The following is a 20,495-nucleotide window of genomic DNA, read 5'->3' on the forward strand; positions in this document are numbered from 1 at the left end:
ATGAAACGCATTATTATTATTTGTGAAGGACAAACTGAAAGAGATTTTTGCAAAGAAGTATTAGCACCTTATCTTTGGCAATACGGAATTACTATACAAACTCCCCTCATTAAAATTTCAGGAGGAGGTATTGTAAAATGGGACTATTTAAGGAAACAAGCTGAAACTCATCTTAAGGAATCTTCTTCTGTTTTTGTTTCTACCTTTATGGATTATTATGGGCTTTATGAGAAATATAATTTTCCAAAATGGGAAGAAGGTAATAAAATCTATGACAAAAATAATAGAATTTTGTTTTTAGAAGAGGCTATGAAAGAAGATATTTCAGAATCTTTACAACATAGATTTATCCCTTATTTACAACTTCACGAATTTGAAGCCTTACTTTTTATCGACCTGCAAATGTTTTATGAACAAGTGCCAAAATCCGATTTGGTAGGGATTGATGAACTAGAAGAAACTTTTGCTAAATATTCTAATCCTGAGATGATTAACAACAGCAAAAACACTTCTCCTGGTCATAGGTTAGAAAGAATTATAAAAGGATACAAAAAGCCTCTTTATGGGCATTATCTTGCAGAGGCGATTGGAATTCAACGTATAAGAACTAAATGTCCAAGATTTGACAATTGGATAACAACATTAATTTCTATCTCCTAATAAATAAATCTCACAAAAAAATGAAAACCATCTCTGAAATACGCGCAGATTTTCCTATACTCAACCGCACAATCCACAATCGCCCGCTCATCTATTTTGATAACGGTGCGACCTCTCAAACACCTACCTCTGTGATTGAGGCGATAGTGCATTACTATACACATCAAAACGCGAATATCCATCGTGGAGTACACACCCTTAGTCAAGAGGTTACTGATGCTTATGAGCAGGCACGACAAAAACTACAACGCCATTTTAATGCTCGTAAATCTTCCGAAATTATTTTCACAGCAGGTACAACTCACGGCATCAACTTGGTTGCCAATGGCTATGCTGCTCTTATGAAAGAGGGTGATGAGGTGATTATTTCGGCTTCAGAACACCATAGCAATATAGTGCCTTGGCAGTTGGCTTGTGAGCGAAGTGGGGCTACCCTAAAGGTAATCCCAATGAATGAGCAGGGTATTTGGGATATGCAAGTCTATAGCGAACTGCTCAATGAACGCACACGAGTGGTATGTGTACAGCACGTATCAAATGCGTTGGGCAATATACATCCTATTGCCGAAATTATAGCCCAAGCACATTGTGTAGGGGCTGTTGTATTGGTAGATGGAGCGCAAGCAGCCCCGCACCTCCAACCCGATGTGCAAGCCCTTGATGTAGATTTCTATGCCGTATCGGCTCATAAAATATATGGACCTACGGGCGTAGGTGTACTCTATGGCAAAGAAGAATTATTGTTGCAATTGCCTCCTTATCAGGGAGGAGGAGAGATGATTAAACAAGTGCAATTTGAGAAGAGCACTTATGCTGATTTGCCTTATAAATTTGAAGCGGGCACACCCAATATTTGTGGTGGTATTGCCTTTGGTGCTGCTATTGATTACATACATTCCTTAGGCATAGAGGCTATAGCGGCTCACGAACATCAATTGTTAGCTTATGCTATTGAAAAACTGCAAACTATAGAGGGGATTATCCTCTATGGCAACCCCGATTTAACTCAGCGTACAGCAGTTATATCTTTCAACTTGCAGGGGGTACACCCTTACGATGTAGGGGTGATTCTCGACCAATTAGGGATAGCAGTACGCACAGGACACCATTGTGCGCAACCTATTATGGATTTTTATCAAATCCCAGGTACAGTGCGAGCGAGTTTTGCTGTATACAACACTTTTGAAGAGATAGATACTTTCGTGGAGGCTGTAAAAAAAGCTCAGAGGATGCTCAGCTAATTTATGAATCGACTAATTGACTAATTGACAAATTATTACTACCTTTGCCCCCTCAAACACCTAAAATCATTATGGAAGAAGTAAGATATGACGAGGATAGCATTCGCTCTCTCGACCCCTTAGAACACGTACGTTTACGCCCTGGTATGTACATCGGAAAGCTGGGAGATGGCTCTTCAGCTGATGATGGTATCTATGTGCTCCTCAAAGAAGTAATAGATAATAGCATCGACGAGTTTATAATGGGTGCGGGTAAAACCATCGACGTAAAAATCAACGATAATAAAGTGGAAGTACGTGATTATGGTCGTGGTATCCCTTTAGGAAAAGTAGTAGATGTAGTTTCTAAAATGAATACGGGGGGTAAATACGATTCTCGTGCGTTTAAGAAATCTATCGGGCTCAATGGGGTGGGTACTAAGGCAGTGAATGCTCTTTCGGCTTACTTCAAGGTAGAATCGATACGCGATAATCAATCAAAATCAGCATCTTTTGAAAGAGGTATTTTAAAAGAAGAATCTCCTATAGAAGAAAGTACTAAAAGACGCGGTACAGGAATCGTTTTCATTCCTGATGATACCATCTTCAAAAACTTTAAATTTCGCAATGAGTATGTAGTGCGTATGCTTAAAAACTACGTATACCTCAACCCAGGACTCACAATCAACTACAATGGCGAAAAGTTCTATTCTGAAAATGGACTTCGTGACCTTTTAGCTGAAAATAACAACGAAGAAGATTTTCTATACCCTATCATCCACCTCAAAGGCGAAGATATAGAGGTTGCTATTTCGCATAGCAAAACCCAATACAGTGAAGAGTACTACTCATTTGTAAACGGACAGAATACCACACAAGGAGGTACGCACCTCAACGCTTTCAAAGAGGCTTATGTGAAAACCATTCGCGATTTCTATAAAAAGAATTTCGACCCTTCGGATGTGCGTAAATCTATCATCGCCGGACTTTCTATCAAAGTAATGGAACCTGTGTTTGAGAGCCAAACAAAAACCAAATTAGGTTCTACCGAAATGGGTGAAGGAATGCCTACAGTGCGCACTTATATCAACGATTTCATAAGCCGAAATTTAGATGATTTCTTGCATAAAAACAATGAAATTGCCGATGCTATCTTGCGCAAAATTATGCAAGCACAACGCGAACGTGAAGAATTGGCAGGTATTCGCAAATTAGCCAAAGACAGAGCTAAAAAAGCAAACTTACACAACCGCAAACTCCGCGATTGCCGTGTGCATCTTACTGATACCAAGGATGAACGCGCTCTTCAAAGTACCTTGTTCATCACCGAGGGGGATTCAGCATCGGGGTCTATTACCAAATCGCGTGATGTAACTACCCAAGCTGTTTTTTCATTGCGTGGTAAGCCGCTTAATACTTACGGAATGACCAAGAAAATAGTGTATGAAAATGAAGAGTTCAACCTTTTGCAAGCAGCTCTAAACATCGAAGATTCTATGGACGACCTCCGTTATAACAATATCGTAGTCGCCACCGATGCCGATGTAGACGGTATGCACATCCGCTTGCTGCTTATCACTTTCTTTTTACAATTCTTCCCCGAAATCATCAAAGAGGGACACCTATATATATTGCAAACACCTTTATTCCGTGTGCGCAATAAGCAACAGAAGATATACTGCTATAGCGAAGAAGAAAAACAAGCCGCTATAGAAAATCTGAAAGGAAAACCTGAAATTACCCGATTTAAAGGATTAGGTGAAATCTCTCCTGATGAGTTTAAAGATTTCATAGGTGAAGATATCCGTTTAGACCCTGTGATGATGGATAAATCTATCCATACTGAGCAGCTTTTAGAGTTCTATATGGGTAAAAACACTCCTGATCGCCAAGAGTTTATTATCAACAATCTAAAAGTAGAAATCGATAATTTCGAGTAAAATAAGGTTGTAGTACGACGGTTAAACGATTTTTTTCATCTGATAGTAATAAAGTTTATAACGAATATACAACATATAATTGAAAATCAAATTTTTGTGATATTAAAATTTTGTTTGTTTGATAATTATTCGTATCTTTGTAGCAACTTTTTTCTTATAAAAGACTATTTAAATGAGATTTTTTAAGTACTACCTATTATTAATGGGATTGTATAGCACCTCATTACAAGCTCAAATCATTTTTACTGAAAGCCTTACCCCTGTAATTGACACAACAAAGGTGTGGCAGGGGAGTATTGCACCTGAAATAAATTTTAAAACAGAGAAAGACAATTTTTTTCAAGTGAAAAACAATACCAATGTGAGTATTCTGCTAAGTAATAAAAAGGCTTTTACACTTCTCAATCAGATAGAGATTACTACTATTGGCAATACTGTGAATGTGAGTAATGGTTTTATACATATTGAATACCGTTATTTAGCCAAACCAAGATGGGAAATATATCCTTTTACTGAAGCTGTATGGGTACCCAGTAGAGGTTTGCTATTGCGTATTGCTTCAGGAGGGCAATCGCGTTATCACTTTGTGCAATCAGAGCATTTCGTTTGGACAGGAGGTATTGGTTTTTTTTATGAATATGAGAAGTGGAATATGGATGGCGTACCTAACCTTACAGTACCCAATGAAACACGTGAGCAGCAAACCATCAAAGCGCGTTTTGCAATGGGGTTAAAAGTAATCTTTACCGAAAAATGGAACTTCACTACCAGCGGCTACTTACATTCACGTTTAGACAGCAATGTAAAAAATCCGCGTTTTGCCTATAGTTTTGACCTCAAACATCACTTTACCGAACATTTTGGAGCATGGCTCTCTTATCAAGCAATCCAACACACTAAACCTATCTTCCCTATCAAAAAACTCTACGCTGTAGTAACAGGAGGTATTTTCTTTACGTGGTAAATTATTAATCTTTTGTTTTATTCTTCTTCGTTTGCCACACGATGCCCCCTACAAGCCATAACATTAATAATATAGCACCTACTAAACTGAGGTTGCTACCTGTTTTTACTATTTGAGGTTCAAATACAAAGCGTATTTTGTGTTTGCCTGCAGGTACTGAAAGTGCTCTCAAAGTGTAATCTACACGATAAATAGGCGCTTCTTTACCATCGATAGTAGCTTTCCAGCCGTGAGGGTAATACATTTCGGAGAAAACTGCCAAACCATTGTGAGGATTGTTACTTTCGTATATCAGTTCATCAGGACGTACATTTTTTAGTGTAATCACTGCAGTTGTATCAACAGTGTATTGTGTGGGGAGGGTTGTTTTCAAATCATTGGCTGTTGCCAAAGCTTCTTGAGCAGGTTTAAATTTCTCTAAAGCCTGCATTACCTCATCATCATTATTTTTTAAACTGAGTTGTTTTACAAACCAGGCACTGCCCAAGGCATCACCGTTATACATGGGTTGTGTTTTTCCTTCTTGGTTACGCAGAATTATATACTTCACGTTCAACATATTGAGGATTTCCATATTGCCTTTAGCGATTTGGTAATCAAAAAGTTCCTGCAAGCGTTTGGGTTTGGCAGCGTGATAGCCTCCAATAGAATGGTGGAAATACGAAGTACGCGCGCCATTAATACCTACTTGAGGTTCGTAGACACGGAAATAACTTTTATCTTGCAAAATTTTCCTATCAGCAGGCGTTACCTCGAAAGGATTTTCTATTTGGTATTTATCTACAAAACTATCTTTATTCACATAGCGTTTGGCTACCCCTCCCAAATCAAAGAAAAGCAAGACTAAAAGTGCAATTTGCATTCCCCTAAGTGGGATTTTTTTGTATTGATAGAGAAACAAAGCTAAAGCAGTAAGGAGGAAAAGCACTGTACTTCTCAACACATCGGCGGTATAGATGCTCTTGCGGTCTTCCACTATAGCTTGAAGTATTTGTTGGTTTGCATAGTAACTATCATTAGCACCTTGAAAATCTAAGAATCCTTTGGCTAACAAGAGTACTCCCATTAATCCTAAGCAGATATAAAGGGTATGGAGCAAGTATTTTTTGCGTTGTTCTTCTTCTGTTTTAAGAAATTGCTGCAGTCCGACGATTGCCAATATAGGCACACAGAGTTCCAAGAGCACTTGTATAGACGATACGGCTCTGAACTTGTTGTAGAGCGGAAAATAGTCAATCATAAAATCGGTAAGAATACCGAAATTTTTACCCCACGAGAGTACGAGAGCTATTAATGAACCTGCTAAGAGCCACCATTTGAGTCGGTTTTTCACCAGAAAGAGAGCTAACACAAAGAGGAAGAACACTACTGCGCCTATATAGGCAGGAGCGGCTACCAAAGGTTGGTCACCCCAATAGGTAGGCAAATGTTGAGCTTGTTGTAAGGCTTGTTCAGGGGGTGCTCCCAATTGCAACAAAACTTCGTAAGTATGAGAATCTTTACCTAAATCTTCACCGTTAGAGCCTCCTAACAAGCGAGGTACAATGAGATTCAACGATTCGGTGATACCATAACTATATTCGGTGATATAGTCGTGAGAAAGTCCGCTACTTTGCTTTTTAGGAGTTCCTTCTGGGGTAAAAGTGAGTGTAGATTTACTGCGCGTACTCCAATCGGCATATTCGCTGGTAGTGAGTAGCAGGGTAGCATTGGCGAGCACGCTCACCACCACAGCCCCCACAAGTACAGCAGTTGCTTTTGCAAAATCATTGAGTTGTTTATCTTTAACAGCTTTATAGAGCCATCCAGCGCCTAAGAGCAGTACTAAAAGAAGTAGGTAGTACGTCATCTGGAAGTGGTTGGCAGAGAGTTCTAAAGCCAAAGCCACTGCTGTGAGCAAGCCTCCCCAAAGGTATTTCCGTTGAAAAACCATCAAGATACCCGCCAATACGGGTGCAAAATAAGCAATAGCGTGTGCTTTGGAGTTATGTCCTGCTCCTAAGATGATAATCAGGTAAGTAGAAAGCCCAAAAGCAATAGCCCCCAAGAAAGCATTTTTGTAATCTACTTTGAGCACCAAGAGCAAAATATAAAACCCTATGAAGTACAAAAAGAGGTAATCGGCAGGACGTGGCAAGAAGCGTAGTGTCCTATCCAATTGTTTTACAAGGTCGTTAGGGTACTGCGCCCCCAATTGATAGGTAGGCATACCACCAAAGGCACTATTCGTCCAATAGGTTTCTTTGTTTTCTGTTTGGCGGTAGTCGTTGCGTTCTTTTGCCATACCCGTGTACTGAGCGATATCGCTTTGGAATATGCCTTTCCCCTGCAATACGGGGTAGAAAAAAGCGAGCGCAATGACTGCAAATAGCGCAATTATAACAATGTGGGGGGTGATTTTCTTTGCCATTGTGAATTAAATTTCTTCGTAATCGATATATTCGCCTACTTGCTTGGTAGCTTGAGGGTTTTTAGAATGAGGATTATTATTGATAATTGTTTGTTCTCCAGCTTGTCGCTGAGAGCGATTTTGCTGGTAAGCATTTTGTTGGTATTGATTTTGAGCGCGTTCAAATTCCTTTTGCATTCTCTGGCTCATTCGGGTGAGGAAAAAGCGCATTATAGAAGGAGCAAAAGCGCGCATAAGGATTCTTATCCCCAAGAATATCAATATAATAATCAGGATTGTTCGTATAAATCCTGTGAAAGAAGCTTCTGCCATCATTTCTATTTTTTTAGTTTCATTGGGGCAAAGGTAGAAAGAAATTAGCAAATTAGCAAATTTATAAATCTCAGTATATTTTTGTTCGTTATTCATTGTTAATTATCAATTATTTTCTACCTTTGCCACATCAAAATATAAAACGAAGAAATACAATGAATATCCAACAACTTACCGACCTTACTACGCAGGTGCGTAGAGATATCCTCAGAATGGTTCACAAAGTAAATTCAGGACACCCAGGAGGCTCTTTGGGCTGTGCCGAATTTCTCGTTTGCCTCTACAACGAGGTAATGGACATAAAACTTCCTTTTAAAATGGACGGCAAAGACGAGGATTTATTTTTCCTCTCTAACGGACATATATCTCCCGTATTTTACAGCGTATTAGCCCGCCGTGGCTTCTTCCCTATAAGCGAACTGAATACTTTCCGCTTGCTCAACTCACGCTTGCAAGGACACCCTACCCCTCACGAAGGTTTGGAAGGCGTACGCGTGGCTTCAGGCTCCTTAGGACAAGGACTTTCGGTAGCCATTGGGGCAGCACTTGCTAAAAAGCTCAACGGCGACAAGCACCTTGTATATACTCTTCACGGCGATGGCGAACTACAAGAAGGACAAATATGGGAAGCCGCTATGTACGCAGGCGGTAAAGGGGTAGACAACCTCATCGCTACAGTTGATTACAACCACAAACAGATTGATGGTCCTACTGATGTTGTAATGCCTTTAGGTAACCTTCGCGCTAAATGGGAAGCCTTTGGCTGGCAGGTAATCGATATTGAAAAAGGCAACGATATTGCTTCTATCTTAAAAGGATTGGCAGATGCCAAAGCCTTAACCGGCAAAGGTAAACCCGTGTGTATCTTGCTCCACAGCGAAATGGGGAATGGCGTAGACTTTATGATGGGCACTCACGCTTGGCACGGCAAAGCTCCTAATGACGAGCAATTGGCTAAAGGTTTAGCACAGAACCCTGAAACATTGGGCGATTATTAATTAGCAGATTAGCAAATTAGAAAATTAAAAATTGATTTTTATGGCTGAAATTACTGAAAGATTGGCTGATAGTGAAGAAAAGGAAGAGCTTTTAGCTTTGAAAGAAAAAGCTATTGACTTGCTAAAAGAGAACAATTTTGCTTGTGATGAAAGTAATCCTAAAGAAGTAGCTACTTCTTTGAGGCATTTTATTGATGCTTATAAAGAGCAAAAAGTTACTACCGATACCTTAGCATACGACAAGGTAGATTTAGCTTATGGTTTAGGAGAATTATTTGCTAATGCAGTAATGAATTTCTATCAATGGGAGTATTTCTATCTTGATAAAGGCAACGATGTCGCTGGTTTTGCAGTAGTAAATCCTAATAAAAAATGGTATATCTTTGTTCATCATTATCTCTACGATTTACTTTTTGATGAAGAAAAGGAAAACAACCTATTACTAAATTTCAATATGCTTGAAGCAAGTGTATTAACACCTTATGAAAAACCTAATCAAAAGTATATAGGGTTAAGTTAAGAATTATAAAAAGAGCAAATCAGCTTATCGCTACGAAAGTAGAGGAAAGTCTGGACACCACAGAGCATCATAGCGGGTAACACCCGTCCGCCGCGAGGCGAGGACAAGTGCAACAGAAAGAATGTATGGGTAATGCCATAGTGAAATCAGGTAAACTCTATGAGGTGCAACGCCGCGTAAACCAGCGTTTGAGGGTTGCTCGCCCGATGTTGGAGGGTAGGCGGTTAGAGCTAATGAGCAATCATTAACCGAGATAAATGATAAGCACTTATCAGCAATGATAAGTACAGAATCCGGCTTATGATTTGCTCTTTTTTTATGGTCTAAAACAAAAGGGGAGGCTGTCCGAAAAGTTTAGTTTAAACTTTTAAGGACAGCCTCTTTTCTATCAAATTATCTAATTTAAATCTATTTACAATTGATAAGTTGTTTGAGTGCGCTCATTTCCTTATACTTTTCACGGGCCTCCCCAGCAGGATAACCAAAGTAAGTTTGTCCGCCCTCTAACGATTTAGAAATACCACTTTGGGCTAAAATTACTGCTTTTTCACCTATGGTGATTCCGCTGGTCATTCCCACTTGCCCCCAAATAGTTACTTCGTTTTCTATCACCACACAACCAGCAATGCCTGTTTGTGAGGCGATGAGGCACTTCTCGCCTACTACTGTATCGTGACCTATGTGTACTTGGTTATCTATCTTAGTTCCTTTCTTGATAGTGGTATCACCTGTTACTCCTCTATCAATGGTACAAAGGGCACCTAAATCAACATCATCTTCAATTACTACACGACCGCCAGACTTGAGTTTATCAAAACCTTCAGGGCGTTTTTTGTAGTAGAAAGCATCAGCTCCGAGCACTGTACCGGCGTGAATAGTTACATTATCACCTATTACACAATCATCGTAAATACTCACATTGGAATGGATACGACAGTTGTTACCTATTACTACATTGTTCCCTACAAAAGTACCTGGTTGCACTACTGTTTTTTCACCTATACGAGCTGAAGGTGCTATGAGTGCTGTTGCTTTTTGGAAAGGTTTAAAAAAGTCGGTGAGTTTATTGAAATCGCGAAAAGGGTCATCGGAGATTAAAAGAGCTTTCCCTTCCGGACATTCCACTTCTTTATTAATTAGTACAATGGTAGCCTTAGAGTGCAAAGCTTTTTCGTAATACTTAGGATGATCTACAAAAACTATATCACCAGCTTGTACGACGTGAATTTCGTTCATTCCAAGTACTGGAAAATCTTTTGCTCCGACGTATTTTGCATTGATAATAGTCGCTATTTGTTCAAGAGTATAAGGTTGTGGGAAGCGCATAATTAGTCTTTCATTCTTTCGACGTAAGTACCTTTTTCAGTTTCTATTTTAATACGGTCGCCTTCGTTGATGAAAAGAGGTACATTGACAGTAGCTCCTGTTTCGACAGTAGCAGGTTTGGTGGCATTGGTAGCGGTATTACCTTTAACACCAGGTTCTACGTGTGTAACAGTGAGGATAACATTAGCAGGCATTTCTACTGAAAGAGGTGTTTCGTCTTCGGCATTGAAGATTACCATCACAGTTTCACCTTCTTTAAGCAAATCAGGATAATCAAGCATATCTTTACGGATGTGCACTTGGTTGAAGTCGTCGTTATTCATAAATACGAATTCATCACCTTCGGCATATAGATATTGGAAAGAGCGAGTTTCGACACGTACATCTTCAATTTTGTGACCGGCAGAGAAAGTGTTGTCGAGGATTTTACCTGTGGTAACACTTTTGAGTTTGGTACGCACAAAAGCAGGACCTTTACCTGGTTTTACGTGTAGGAATTCAATGATTTTGTAGATATCGTGATTGAAGCGAATGCACAATCCTTTTTTAATGTCTGCGGTTGTTGCCATTTATTTTATTTTAAGTTATTTGTTTTTAGTTTTAAGTTCTTAGTCTTTTATTAATTCACCGTGATAGCCTTTCATAATGCCGTGTTGAGAGCGACGGACAAATTGCAAAATTTCATCGCGTTCGACGGTAGCTTCCATTTCGGCTTCTATATAGTCCAAGGCGTGAGAAGTACTAAGTTTTTTTTGGAATAGTACGCGGTAGATATCTTGTATTTCGCGTATTTTCTCGGTAGTAAAGCCACGGCGATGTAACCCTATAGAGTTGACTCCAACATAAGAGAGAGGGTTTCGAGCAGCCTTCACATAAGGAGGAACATCTTTGCCTACAAGTGAACCGCCAGTTACAAAGGCATAACTCCCAATAGAGCAAAACTGATAGACAGCCGTCATACCAGCCATCACAGCACAATTACCAACAGTTACGTGCCCTGCAAGAGTAGTACCGTTAGAGAAAATACAATTATCACCAACAATGCAATCGTGAGCGATATGAGAGTAAGCCATTATTAGACAATTATTACCGACTACGGTTTTCATACGATCGACGGTACCTTTGTTGATAGTTACGCACTCTCTAATAGTAGTATTATCACCTATGTGAGTAGTGGTTTCTTCACCTTTATACTTGAGGTCTTGTGGAATGGCAGAGATAACAGCTCCAGGGAAAATTTTGCAGTTTTTCCCGATACGTGCGCCCTCCATAATGGTTACGTTAGGTCCTATCCAAGTGCCTTCACCTATTTCTACATTTTTACTAATTGTAGTAAAAGGTTCAATCACTACATTTTTAGCGATTTTAGCATCGGGGTGGACATAAGCTAAAGGTTGAATCATATACTTTTATTTTACTTTAACAATTTGAGCCATCAGCTCAGCTTCGGTAGCTAACTTGCCATTCACATAAGCGTAGGCTTGCATGTGACAAATACCACGGCGAATAGGGGTTAGCAATTCTAATTTAAATATAAGGGTATCCCCTGGTACCACTTGTACCTTGAACTTCGCATTATCGATTTTCATAAAGTAAGTGAGGTAGTTTTCGGGGTCGGGGACGGTACTGAGTATCAAGACACCTCCGGTTTGAGCCATTGCTTCAATTTGGAGTACTCCAGGCATTACAGGAGCTCCGGGGAAGTGCCCAACGAAGAAAGGTTCGTCCATTGTTACGTTCTTTAAGCCCACGACATGTTTATCGGAAAGTTCAAAGATTTTGTCGACCAACAAGAATGGTGGACGGTGAGGTAACAATTTCATTATATCAACAGTGTTGAGCAAGGGAGGTTGATTGATATCTATAGAAGGAACGTTGTTACGACGTTCATTTTTTATAATCTTAGAAAGTTTCTTAGCAAATTGGGTATTGGTGAAGTGCCCAGGTTTAGTAGCAATCACTTTTCCGCGAATGCGTGTACCTACCAAAGCCAAATCGCCTATTACATCTAATAGTTTATGACGAGCAGCTTCGTTAGGGTAATGCAAAGTAAGGTTATCAAGCACTCCGTTAGGTTTTACAGAAATATTATCTTTGTTGAAAACCTTTTTGAGTTTTTGCATTGTACTATCAGAGATTTCTTTATCTACATAAACAATAGCGTTGTTCAAATCTCCACCTTTAATCAAACCGTGGTCGAGCAAGGCTTCAAGCTCGTGCAAGAAACTAAAAGTACGAGCATCGGCTATTTCGGTTTTAAATTCGGAAAGTTTATTGAGGTAAGCATTTTGAGTACCCAATATTTTAGTACCGAAATCTACCATTGTAGTCACTTGGTATTCCTCGGCAGGGATGAGAGTAATCTCACTACCTGTTTCTTCGTTTACATAAGTAATTACTTGTTTTACTATATACTCATCTCGTTCGGCATCTTGAGGAGTGATACCTGCTTTTTCAATAGCTTCTACAAAGTATTTAGAGGAACCGTCCATAATAGGAGGTTCAGAGGAGTTGAGCTCAATAATCACATTATCCAAATCCATACCGACGAGCGCTGCTAAGATGTGCTCACAAGTTTGGATTTTCACCCCTTTTTTTTCTAAGACTGTGCCACGTTCAGTACTTGCTACATAGGTAGCATCCGCTTCGACAACAGGGTTTCCTTCTAAATCGGTACGTACAAAGGTAAAACCATTGCCTACTGAAGCTGGTTTAAGCACCATTTTTACTTGTTTACCAGTATGTAACCCGATGCCTTCTAAGGTAATTTCTTTGGATAAAGTATTTTGCTTTATCATAGTGTATTTATTTTAATTTTTTTTCTAATTCTTCTAAGCGTTTAAGCAAGTTAGGTAATTTTCTAAAAATCACATAAGCTTTGTTGTATTCGGCGTGCCCTAAGGCGGGAGAACCTTGTATTGCTTCATCATCTTTAAGGTTGCGACCTACCCCTGTTTGGGCTTGTATTTTCACGCGATTGCCTATTACTAAGTGACCTACGATTCCCACTTGACCACCTATCATACAATTTTCGCCTACTTTAGTTGAGCCAGCGATACCTGTTTGGGCGGCAATCACTGTATTTTTACCTATTTCTACATTATGAGCAATGTGTATTTGGTTGTCTAATTTTACTCCCTTACGAATGATAGTAGAGCCTAAAGTTGCACGATCTATAGCTGTTTCTGCACCTATATCGACAGAGTCTTCAATCACGACATTGCCTATTTGTGGGACTCTACTGAATTCTCCTTTTTCATTAGGTTGGAACCCGAATCCATCGGCACCTAATACTACTCCACTGTGGAGCATACAATCTTTACCTATGACAGTTTCGGAATATATTTTACAGCCTGCAAAAATAGTAGTCCCCTCACCTACTGATGAGTTATCACCTATATAAGTATTGGGATAGATTTTTACATTATCGTTTATCACTACATTTTCGCCAATATATACAAAAGCTCCTATATATACGTTTTGTCCTATTTTAGCAGATAGAGCGATAAACGAAGGTTTCTCTATACCTACTTTATTCATTTTCACTTGATTGTAGAACTCTAAGAGTTTAGTAAAAGCGGCATAAGCATCGTCTACTCTCACTAAGGTTGCTGATATTTTATCTTCAGCCTCAAAGTCCTTATTTACAATCACTATGGATGCCTGAGTGGTATAGATAAAATGTTTATATTTAGGGTTTGCCAAAAAAGATATACTCCCTTCACTTCCCTCTTCAATTTTTGAAAGTTTATAGACTTCAATTTGGGGATTTCCTTCTACTTCACCGCCGAGTACATTGGCTATTTGTAATGCTGTAAATTTCATTTAATTAGTTTATAATCAAAACGATATAGGGCTATATTTATATGTTTTCACCTTGTAAAAAGGTTATTTTTCGCAACAAAAGTATAAAAATTATTTTATATAGCACTCATTTTACTATTTTTTTTCTCTATTGAGTAATTTTACCTTCTCTTTTTTCGCCTTATTTTGGATAGCAAATGTAGTATCGTTCGGTTACTTGAGAGAGGGGTTCTAAGTTGATAGCTTCAGAGGTTTTACTGAGATCTACTACTCTACCGTTTTTAGTGAGTATTTTTATAATTTCATTTTCGGGGTTATAAGCTCTGTTAGTCATCACTCCTGTAAAGACAAAGTACTTCATATCTTTTTCATCTACTCCTTTGGCAAGTGATAGTTTTTGGAGTCTTTTTATCTTTTGCTCTTCAAAATCGTTTAAGCGGACTTTTATTTTCAGTAAATCGCGGTTAAGCAACATTTTGCTGAGTTTAGAGAGCACTACATCGGGGTGAAACTGCCATTCTTTCATTGCTGAGATGATATCGGTATCGTCTAAACGAGCAAACATCTCAAGTACTTCTTGTGAAAAATCATCTTTGGATATTTTGTTTTTCACGAAGAAAGCTAAAGCGGTGGACATAGTGAGTTTTTGACCTTGTTGTACTAATTCCTTAGCACGATTGAGCAATCTAATTAATATTTGTTCGGCGGCTACGCTGGTTTTGTGCAAATACACTTGCCAATACATCAATCGTCTGGCTATCAGGAATTTTTCGACAGAGTACAAGCCTTTTTCTTCGACTACTAATTCGTCGTTGCGCACGTTAAGCATTGAGATAAGGCGTTCAGAATTGATATTTCCTTCGGCGACTCCGGTGTAGAAGCTATCGCGCTTGAGGTAATCAGCTCTATCCATATCCAACTGACTTGAGATGAGTTGATGCATAAACTTACGAGGGTAAGTACCTTGAAACATTGCGATAGCAGTCTCCAACTTACCATTGAATACCTTGTTAAGCTCTTGCATAAAGAGAAGTGAGATTTCTTCGTGCGAAATACCTTCGACAATGCTGTGTTCCATAGCGTGAGAAAAGGGGCCGTGCCCTATGTCGTGCAACAATATGGCAATATAGAGTCCTTCTGCTTCTTTTTCAGAGATTTGTATTCCCTTGAAACGGAGCATCTCTACTGTTTTCTGCATCAAGAACACACACCCCAATACGTGCTCAAAACGAGTGTGTTTAGCCCCAGGGAACACCAAATACGAAAGTCCCATTTGGTTAATGCGTCTGAGTCGCTGGAAATAGGGGTGCTCAATAATGTCGAACACCAAAGTGCTGGGGATATGGATAAACCCATAAATAGGGTCGTTGATAATTTTTAGCTTATTTCTTGACCGCATTGAATTGTTTGTTTTTTAACCACTCGGCAGTAGCTTGATAAGTACCAATACAAGCATCTGCTTGTTCTTTGTTTAGATTATTCTCTTTTACTTGTTCATAAAACAAGGGATACTCTTGTGAAGGTTGTTCAGTTTCTTTGCGCAAACTGTATTGAGTGGTTTTTCTCAAAGGTGATATAATAGTGAGTTTATCGGGGGTTAAGTAACCTAAATCTTGATAAGTAGCAATATAAGCACGCGGTTGATAGCCTTCTTTTAGTACATCTTGCCCTATAAATTTAGATGTATAACTAAAGTTAAGCAAGCCCATTACTGTAGGCATTACGTCTATTTGTGATATCATTGTATCTACTTTTTTAGGAGCGATAAAATCGGCAACAATAAAACAAGGGATGCGATAGCCATCTAAAGGCAGTTCGGTGCTACCTGCACTCGATGCACAATGGTCGGCTACAATCACGAAAAGAGTATTTTTGTACCATTTTTGTTGTTTAGCCATTTCAAAGAATCGCTTGAGCGCATAATCGGTATATTTTACTCCACCTGCACGTCGTTTTTCAGTAGGAGGGATATCAATTTTACCTTCAGGATAAGTAAAAGGGCGGTGATTGCTCACGGTCATCCAGTGATTGAAGAACGGTTTTCCAGCTTTAGCTTGTTCATTCATCACCTTTATAGCTTTGTTTGCCATATCTTCATCGCAAACGCCCCAAATATTAGAGAAAGTAACTTCTTCGGGTGCAAAGCTCTTGCTATCTACAATATCGTAGCCATTACCAGTGAAGAAATCCTTCATATTATCAAAATAACTATCGCCTCCATATAGGTATTTTACATCATAGCCTTTACTTTTGAACACGCTACCTGTGGTAAACTTATTTTTATTATCCTTACGCTTCACCACGCTTTCCCCTGGAGTAGGTGGTATACAAAGAGTTAGGGCTTCCAGTCCACGTACTGTACGGTTACCTGTAGCATACAAATTAGTAAAAAACAAGCTGTTATTAGCTAAGCTATCCAAGAAAGGCGTACGATTATCAGTATTACCATATATTGTAAGGTATTCTGCTGAAAGACTCTCTACTGAAATAAGGAGCACATTGTGGTGTACTTCGGTAGTATCGCCTACAATTTTTCGTTCGAGGGCAGGCGCATTGAGTTGTTTAAGCACAATGCTTTCAGCTTCTTTTTCTGGCAAGGTAGGATAAAACTGAAAGAAGTCTAACTCACTATGAGTAAAAGCGTAATAAAACTTGTAAACACCATTGCTTTGTATTTCTTGAGCAAAAGTATTTTCGGCAGTCATAGCATCAAGCTGGGGTAATCTCCACATTCCTATAAGCACTAACAGCAAATAGGGTACTACTATAACCGTTTTTTCAAAGAGGGTGGGTATTGTTTTTAGCGCACTCTTAGTCTTGAGAAATAAATATATAGTAATTACCAATACTACTACAAAAACCCCTGAAAATAAGGGTACTACGGGGTAACTCTCCATTATATTCCCTATCACTTCATTGGTATAAATAAGGTAATCTACTGCTATAAAGTTATAACGAATCCCGAACTCATTCCAAAAGAAATATTCGCTTACTGCATTCATCACTATGGCAAATACATAGATAGCCAACGTAATGAAATACAATGCATTGCGCAGTTGGGCTCTGTACTTAGGTAAAAAGAGCAAAAGAGCAAAACACAACGTTTTAAAGCCGAAGAAAGCTAATGCGATTTCGGGAATCACGCCCCCATATTGTGCAAATATATTGTTAGGATAAAACTGTATATAGAGTAGTATGAGGATAAATGCTCCTAAAATAATGCCTCCGTAAGGTTTTTTGTACTTTACATTGGCAATAAATAGGAAATAAAGCATTAAAATACTACTTGCCAATACTATCACAAAAGCGTCGGATAGTAAGCCTATGAAAAACATCTTAAACACACTCCACACCGAAAATGTAGTAGCAGTAATAGGGTGTAGCATAAAGACAATGCGCATCACAAACGATACGATAAGGTATAAGGCAGCTATATATGTAAAAGGCTTTATTCTTTCTAAAACGGATTTCATAGATGTTTATTTTTAAATGACAGACATTGTGATTTTTCTCTTAAAAAAAGAAACGCCTTAAAAAGACTCATAAGGCGTTTCATCTTTAAAATGAAAAAAAAATTTTAATTTACTGGTTATTATTGAGCATAATTGGCATTGCCAACATCAGCACTTTTTCTCCTTCATCAAGACCATCGATAGGTGTGATAAGTCCGGCACGATTTGGCAAGGACATTTCTATCAAGATTTCGTCGGAGTCTAAGTTGTTGATCATTTCTTTTAGGAACTTAGAGTTGAATCCTATTTCTAAATCGTCACCTTGATAATTACAAGTGAAGCGTTCTTCACCTTTATTGCTATAATCTACATCTTCAGCTGAGATTACCAAGTTAGAACCTGCTACTTTTAATCGTACCTGATGTGTAGTTTTATTAGAGAACAACGACAGACGATTGATAGAGCTATAGAATTGTGAACGATTTAGGATGAGTTTGTTAGGATTTTCTTTAGGAATTACCGCATCGTAGTTAGGATATTTACCATCAATAAGGCGGCAGATGAATTCCATATCGTCAAAAGAGAATTTAGCATTGCTCTCGTTGTACTCTATTGTTACTTCGGTTTCACTACCTGCTAAAATACCTTTGAGGATGTTCAATGGTTTTTTAGGCATAATGAAATCGGCGGCATCGTTAGCTTTGATATCTAATCGTTCGTATTTCACTAATTTATGAGCATCAGTACCGACGAAAGTGAGTCCGTTTTCGCTAAATTGGAAGAGAATACCACTCATTGTTGGGCGGAGGTCGTCGTTCCCAGCGGCGAAGATTGTTTTTTGTACAGCAGTAGCTAACACATCGCCTAACAAAGTTACTTTACTTGCTTCGGGCAAAGCTACAGGACGAGGAAACTCCTCACCATCTAAATAAGCTAAAGTATAATTACCTGTAGTAGAACTAATTTCTATTACATTATTTTCTTTTACCAAGAAAGTAAGCGGTTGTTCTGAAAAGGTTTTAAGAATATCTATCAACAATTTAGCTGATACGGCAATACTACCTTGAGAATCTGATTCGACTTCCAAAGTACCTCTTACAGAGGTTTCTAAATCGGAAGCCGAGATAGTTAAAGAATTGGTAGATAGTTCAAACAAAAAGTTATCGAGTATAGGCATAGTGTTGTTGTTATTAATCACACCGCCAAACACTTGTAACTTCTTCAATAGGTAAGAACTCGATACTATAAACTTCATATTTTTATGTATTTTTAAATAACAAATCTCACTCCATTATGGAGTAATAATGGCAAAAGTAGTAATAATATTTATCACTGCCAAATATTTTGGAATATTTTTTTGTTTTGAATTTTTCTCAAAACAGATATTGTAATGAAGTTTTGAGTGTTGAACTGAGAGGATTATGTGTTTTAGCTGTAGAGAAGAGGTAAGAAAAATCGAGTTGGAGTGATTTGTATTTAACCCCTGTGCCCACAGTGAAATACTGTAGATCACCTTTGTTAGGGTGCTGATAATGATAGCCCGTACGTACAAAAAACTGCTGATTATAAGCGTATTGTACACCTATTGCTTTACTAATTTCGTGCCACTCTTCCGAAAAACCATTAGGGGCATCGCTAAACGATTTGAAAATGCCTTGTAGAAAATCTTCATTACCTTCAGGCACTGAGGGAACTAACAATTTATTAGCTTCTACTAATAACGAAATAGAATGTAATTCACTAAATAACAGATTGTAAGAAGCTCCTATTTTTAAATTGGTTGGGATAAAATACTCTTTTCCTAAATCCTCATACTTTACTTTAGCTCCTATATTAGAGAGCTGAAAGCCCCACGTGTAATATCCCCAAGCATTACCTATAGGGTGTTCACGAGAAGTATAGTAGCCTGAAATATCAAAAGCAATACTCCGTGCTGTAGTATTTCCTTCTGACGGCAAGCGCAAAGCTGATTGCAAATAGCGAGTTGCTACTCCCATAGCAAATTGTTCACTGAGTTTGAGATTATAGGACAGGTCTGCTGCAAATTCTGACGGACGTACATTGCCTGCTAAATAAGCATTACTGCCTATATTTTGAGTAAGAGCTACTTCACCTATAGTAAAATAAGTAAAACTTCCTCCCCACGCACTTCGGCGTAAGCGCTTGTAGTAAGTAACATTGCCTAAGAACACATCTTTGGCTAACTTGTTTAAATAGGGTGAATAACCTACTCCCACTCCTGAAGTAGCCTCAGCAAACACATATTTAGCAGCATTCCATCGCTGAGAAAACACATCTGGAGATGAACATACCCCTATATCTCCCATTCCTGAAGCAGTAGCATCTGTACTGAGCAACAAAAACGGAAAAGCCGTAGTAATAGGTTTTTCTTCCTGAGCGAACATAGGGAAGACGGTTATAAAAATGAGTAGGTTGTATAGGTGTTTCATAAATGCTAAAGTTTTATAACTTACATAGTTTGTAGATACATCTAGAAAAGATTCTATTTAATAGTATCTTTACGAATCTTTTTACAGCTATAAAACAATCTCTGAATAAGGTAATTTTAAAATCTTTTTACTTTGTTTGTTAATTTCAATTTGTCTTAGAAAAGTATCTTTATTATCTATCACTTCTTGCAAAGAGACTAACCAACTATTTATAGAACAATTAGATTCTTCAAAAGATTTATTATCCCATTTTACATTATAAATATCTCTAAATACTTGTTGAGCTCTTTCTTTATTCACATACAAGGCTATCTTCATTTTAATTTCTTGATATTTTGCATAACTGAAAGAGTTAGTAGCTCCTCCATTAAAAGGGGCTTTTCTAATATAACTTTCTAAAAGAGCATTTATTTTCATTAGTGTTTATCAAAGAAATGTT

General features: G+C 38.4%; 18 protein-coding genes and 1 other RNA gene. 7 read left to right on the forward strand and 12 right to left on the reverse strand.

Going from position 1 to position 20,495, the window contains the following annotated elements:
- From HMPREF9073_RS14275 to HMPREF9073_RS14290, 4 genes are all read left to right on the forward strand, one after another.
- Window positions 1-660: a DUF4276 family protein gene (locus HMPREF9073_RS14275; protein WP_009414336.1), complete on the forward strand. Its 660-nt coding sequence runs from the start codon at window positions 1-3 to the stop codon at window positions 658-660.
- Window positions 661-680: 20 nt separating this feature from the next.
- Window positions 681-1,901 (forward strand): aminotransferase class V-fold PLP-dependent enzyme, encoded by a 1,221-nt coding sequence (locus HMPREF9073_RS14280; RefSeq protein WP_034556016.1) that lies wholly within the window; start codon window positions 681-683, stop codon window positions 1,899-1,901.
- Between the two features lie 71 nt (window positions 1,902-1,972).
- The gene (locus HMPREF9073_RS14285) at window positions 1,973-3,820 is read left to right on the forward strand and encodes a DNA topoisomerase IV subunit B (RefSeq protein ID WP_009414338.1); all 1,848 of its coding nucleotides are present in this window, start codon (window positions 1,973-1,975) and stop codon (window positions 3,818-3,820) included.
- 172 nt (window positions 3,821-3,992) lie between these two features.
- Complete coding sequence (locus HMPREF9073_RS14290; RefSeq protein WP_051046617.1) at window positions 3,993-4,784, forward strand: DUF481 domain-containing protein; 792 nt, start codon at window positions 3,993-3,995, stop codon at window positions 4,782-4,784.
- A 4-nt stretch (window positions 4,785-4,788) separates the two neighbouring features.
- On the opposite strand, the gene HMPREF9073_RS14295 is transcribed toward HMPREF9073_RS14290, so the two are convergent.
- Both HMPREF9073_RS14295 and HMPREF9073_RS14300 read right to left on the reverse strand, forming a co-directional pair.
- A complete protein-coding gene (locus HMPREF9073_RS14295) occupies window positions 4,789-7,194 on the reverse strand; it encodes a YfhO family protein (RefSeq protein ID WP_009414340.1) in 2,406 nt (801 codons plus the stop codon).
- Between the two features lie 6 nt (window positions 7,195-7,200).
- The gene (locus tag HMPREF9073_RS14300) at window positions 7,201-7,602 is read right to left on the reverse strand and encodes a DUF4834 family protein (RefSeq protein ID WP_009414341.1); all 402 of its coding nucleotides are present in this window, start codon (window positions 7,600-7,602) and stop codon (window positions 7,201-7,203) included.
- Between the two features lie 59 nt (window positions 7,603-7,661).
- Here HMPREF9073_RS14300 and HMPREF9073_RS14305 point away from each other — a divergent pair, with 59 nt between their 5' ends.
- From HMPREF9073_RS14305 to rnpB, 3 genes are all read left to right on the forward strand, one after another.
- Window positions 7,662-8,504 carry a transketolase gene (locus HMPREF9073_RS14305; RefSeq protein WP_009414342.1) on the forward strand — a complete coding sequence of 281 codons (843 nt, stop codon included), beginning with the start codon at window positions 7,662-7,664 and terminating at the stop codon, window positions 8,502-8,504.
- Window positions 8,505-8,544: 40 nt separating this feature from the next.
- On the forward strand, window positions 8,545-9,024 hold the full coding sequence (locus HMPREF9073_RS14310; RefSeq protein WP_009414343.1) for a hypothetical protein: 480 nt from the start codon (window positions 8,545-8,547) through the stop codon (window positions 9,022-9,024).
- 11 nt (window positions 9,025-9,035) lie between these two features.
- An RNA gene (gene rnpB, locus HMPREF9073_RS15315) (RNase P RNA component class A) lies at window positions 9,036-9,340 on the forward strand.
- Between the two features lie 92 nt (window positions 9,341-9,432).
- Here the strand turns inward: rnpB and HMPREF9073_RS14315 are convergent.
- From HMPREF9073_RS14315 to HMPREF9073_RS14360, 10 genes are all read right to left on the reverse strand, one after another.
- Window positions 9,433-10,350 carry a UDP-3-O-(3-hydroxymyristoyl)glucosamine N-acyltransferase gene (locus HMPREF9073_RS14315; RefSeq protein ID WP_009414344.1) on the reverse strand — a complete coding sequence of 306 codons (918 nt, stop codon included), beginning with the start codon at window positions 10,348-10,350 and terminating at the stop codon, window positions 9,433-9,435.
- A 2-nt stretch (window positions 10,351-10,352) separates the two neighbouring features.
- Window positions 10,353-10,919 (reverse strand): elongation factor P, encoded by a 567-nt coding sequence (gene efp / locus HMPREF9073_RS14320; RefSeq protein ID WP_009414345.1) that lies wholly within the window; start codon window positions 10,917-10,919, stop codon window positions 10,353-10,355.
- A 39-nt stretch (window positions 10,920-10,958) separates the two neighbouring features.
- On the reverse strand, window positions 10,959-11,753 hold the full coding sequence (gene lpxA, locus HMPREF9073_RS14325) for an acyl-ACP--UDP-N-acetylglucosamine O-acyltransferase (RefSeq protein ID WP_009414346.1): 795 nt from the start codon (window positions 11,751-11,753) through the stop codon (window positions 10,959-10,961).
- Between the two features lie 6 nt (window positions 11,754-11,759).
- Window positions 11,760-13,148: a bifunctional UDP-3-O-[3-hydroxymyristoyl] N-acetylglucosamine deacetylase/3-hydroxyacyl-ACP dehydratase gene (locus HMPREF9073_RS14330; protein ID WP_009414347.1), complete on the reverse strand. Its 1,389-nt coding sequence runs from the start codon at window positions 13,146-13,148 to the stop codon at window positions 11,760-11,762.
- A 7-nt stretch (window positions 13,149-13,155) separates the two neighbouring features.
- Window positions 13,156-14,175, reverse strand: a complete 1,020-nt coding sequence (gene lpxD, locus HMPREF9073_RS14335) for a UDP-3-O-(3-hydroxymyristoyl)glucosamine N-acyltransferase (protein WP_009414348.1) — start codon at window positions 14,173-14,175, stop codon at window positions 13,156-13,158.
- Window positions 14,176-14,335: 160 nt separating this feature from the next.
- Window positions 14,336-15,553, reverse strand: coding sequence for an HD domain-containing protein (locus HMPREF9073_RS14340; protein ID WP_009414349.1), 1,218 nt, complete (start codon window positions 15,551-15,553; stop codon window positions 14,336-14,338).
- Window positions 15,537-17,627, reverse strand: coding sequence for an LTA synthase family protein (locus tag HMPREF9073_RS14345; RefSeq protein WP_009414350.1), 2,091 nt, complete (start codon window positions 17,625-17,627; stop codon window positions 15,537-15,539). Before HMPREF9073_RS14345 ends, HMPREF9073_RS14340 begins: the two co-directional genes overlap by 17 nt.
- 109 nt (window positions 17,628-17,736) lie before the next feature.
- Window positions 17,737-18,861: a DNA polymerase III subunit beta gene (gene dnaN / locus HMPREF9073_RS14350; RefSeq protein ID WP_009414351.1), complete on the reverse strand. Its 1,125-nt coding sequence runs from the start codon at window positions 18,859-18,861 to the stop codon at window positions 17,737-17,739.
- Window positions 18,862-18,979: 118 nt separating this feature from the next.
- A complete protein-coding gene (gene porV / locus HMPREF9073_RS14355) occupies window positions 18,980-20,056 on the reverse strand; it encodes a type IX secretion system outer membrane channel protein PorV (RefSeq protein WP_009414352.1) in 1,077 nt (358 codons plus the stop codon).
- A gap of 87 nt (window positions 20,057-20,143) precedes the next feature.
- Window positions 20,144-20,473: a hypothetical protein gene (locus tag HMPREF9073_RS14360; RefSeq protein ID WP_009414353.1), complete on the reverse strand. Its 330-nt coding sequence runs from the start codon at window positions 20,471-20,473 to the stop codon at window positions 20,144-20,146.
- Window positions 20,474-20,495: the final 22 nt, after the last annotated feature.

The organism is Capnocytophaga sp. oral taxon 326 str. F0382 (genome assembly GCF_000318295.1).
GTDB lineage: Bacteria > Bacteroidota > Bacteroidia > Flavobacteriales > Flavobacteriaceae > Capnocytophaga > Capnocytophaga periodontitidis.

Excerpts from the sequence above, each read along its gene's own strand:
- HMPREF9073_RS14280 (WP_034556016.1), top strand. The coding sequence starts at position 681 with ATGAAAACCATCTCTGAAATACGCGCAGATTTTCCTATACTCAACCGC.
- HMPREF9073_RS14290 (WP_051046617.1), top strand. The coding sequence starts at position 3,993 with ATGAGATTTTTTAAGTACTACCTATTATTAATGGGATTGTATAGCACC.
- HMPREF9073_RS14315 (WP_009414344.1), bottom strand. The coding sequence starts at position 10,350 with ATGCGCTTCCCACAACCTTATACTCTTGAACAAATAGCGACTATTATC.
- HMPREF9073_RS14360 (WP_009414353.1), bottom strand. The coding sequence starts at position 20,473 with ATGAAAATAAATGCTCTTTTAGAAAGTTATATTAGAAAAGCCCCTTTT.
- lpxA (WP_009414346.1), bottom strand. The coding sequence starts at position 11,753 with ATGATTCAACCTTTAGCTTATGTCCACCCCGATGCTAAAATCGCTAAA.
- porV (WP_009414352.1), bottom strand. The coding sequence starts at position 20,056 with ATGAAACACCTATACAACCTACTCATTTTTATAACCGTCTTCCCTATG.
- HMPREF9073_RS14305 (WP_009414342.1), top strand. The coding sequence starts at position 7,662 with ATGAATATCCAACAACTTACCGACCTTACTACGCAGGTGCGTAGAGAT.
- HMPREF9073_RS14310 (WP_009414343.1), top strand. The coding sequence starts at position 8,545 with ATGGCTGAAATTACTGAAAGATTGGCTGATAGTGAAGAAAAGGAAGAG.
- lpxD (WP_009414348.1), bottom strand. The coding sequence starts at position 14,175 with ATGAAATTTACAGCATTACAAATAGCCAATGTACTCGGCGGTGAAGTA.
- HMPREF9073_RS14300 (WP_009414341.1), bottom strand. The coding sequence starts at position 7,602 with ATGAATAACGAACAAAAATATACTGAGATTTATAAATTTGCTAATTTG.
- dnaN (WP_009414351.1), bottom strand. The coding sequence starts at position 18,861 with ATGAAGTTTATAGTATCGAGTTCTTACCTATTGAAGAAGTTACAAGTG.
- HMPREF9073_RS14330 (WP_009414347.1), bottom strand. The coding sequence starts at position 13,148 with ATGATAAAGCAAAATACTTTATCCAAAGAAATTACCTTAGAAGGCATC.
- HMPREF9073_RS14340 (WP_009414349.1), bottom strand. The coding sequence starts at position 15,553 with ATGCGGTCAAGAAATAAGCTAAAAATTATCAACGACCCTATTTATGGG.
- HMPREF9073_RS14295 (WP_009414340.1), bottom strand. The coding sequence starts at position 7,194 with ATGGCAAAGAAAATCACCCCCCACATTGTTATAATTGCGCTATTTGCA.
- efp (WP_009414345.1), bottom strand. The coding sequence starts at position 10,919 with ATGGCAACAACCGCAGACATTAAAAAAGGATTGTGCATTCGCTTCAAT.
- HMPREF9073_RS14275 (WP_009414336.1), top strand. The coding sequence starts at position 1 with ATGAAACGCATTATTATTATTTGTGAAGGACAAACTGAAAGAGATTTT.
- HMPREF9073_RS14285 (WP_009414338.1), top strand. The coding sequence starts at position 1,973 with ATGGAAGAAGTAAGATATGACGAGGATAGCATTCGCTCTCTCGACCCC.
- HMPREF9073_RS14345 (WP_009414350.1), bottom strand. The coding sequence starts at position 17,627 with ATGAAATCCGTTTTAGAAAGAATAAAGCCTTTTACATATATAGCTGCC.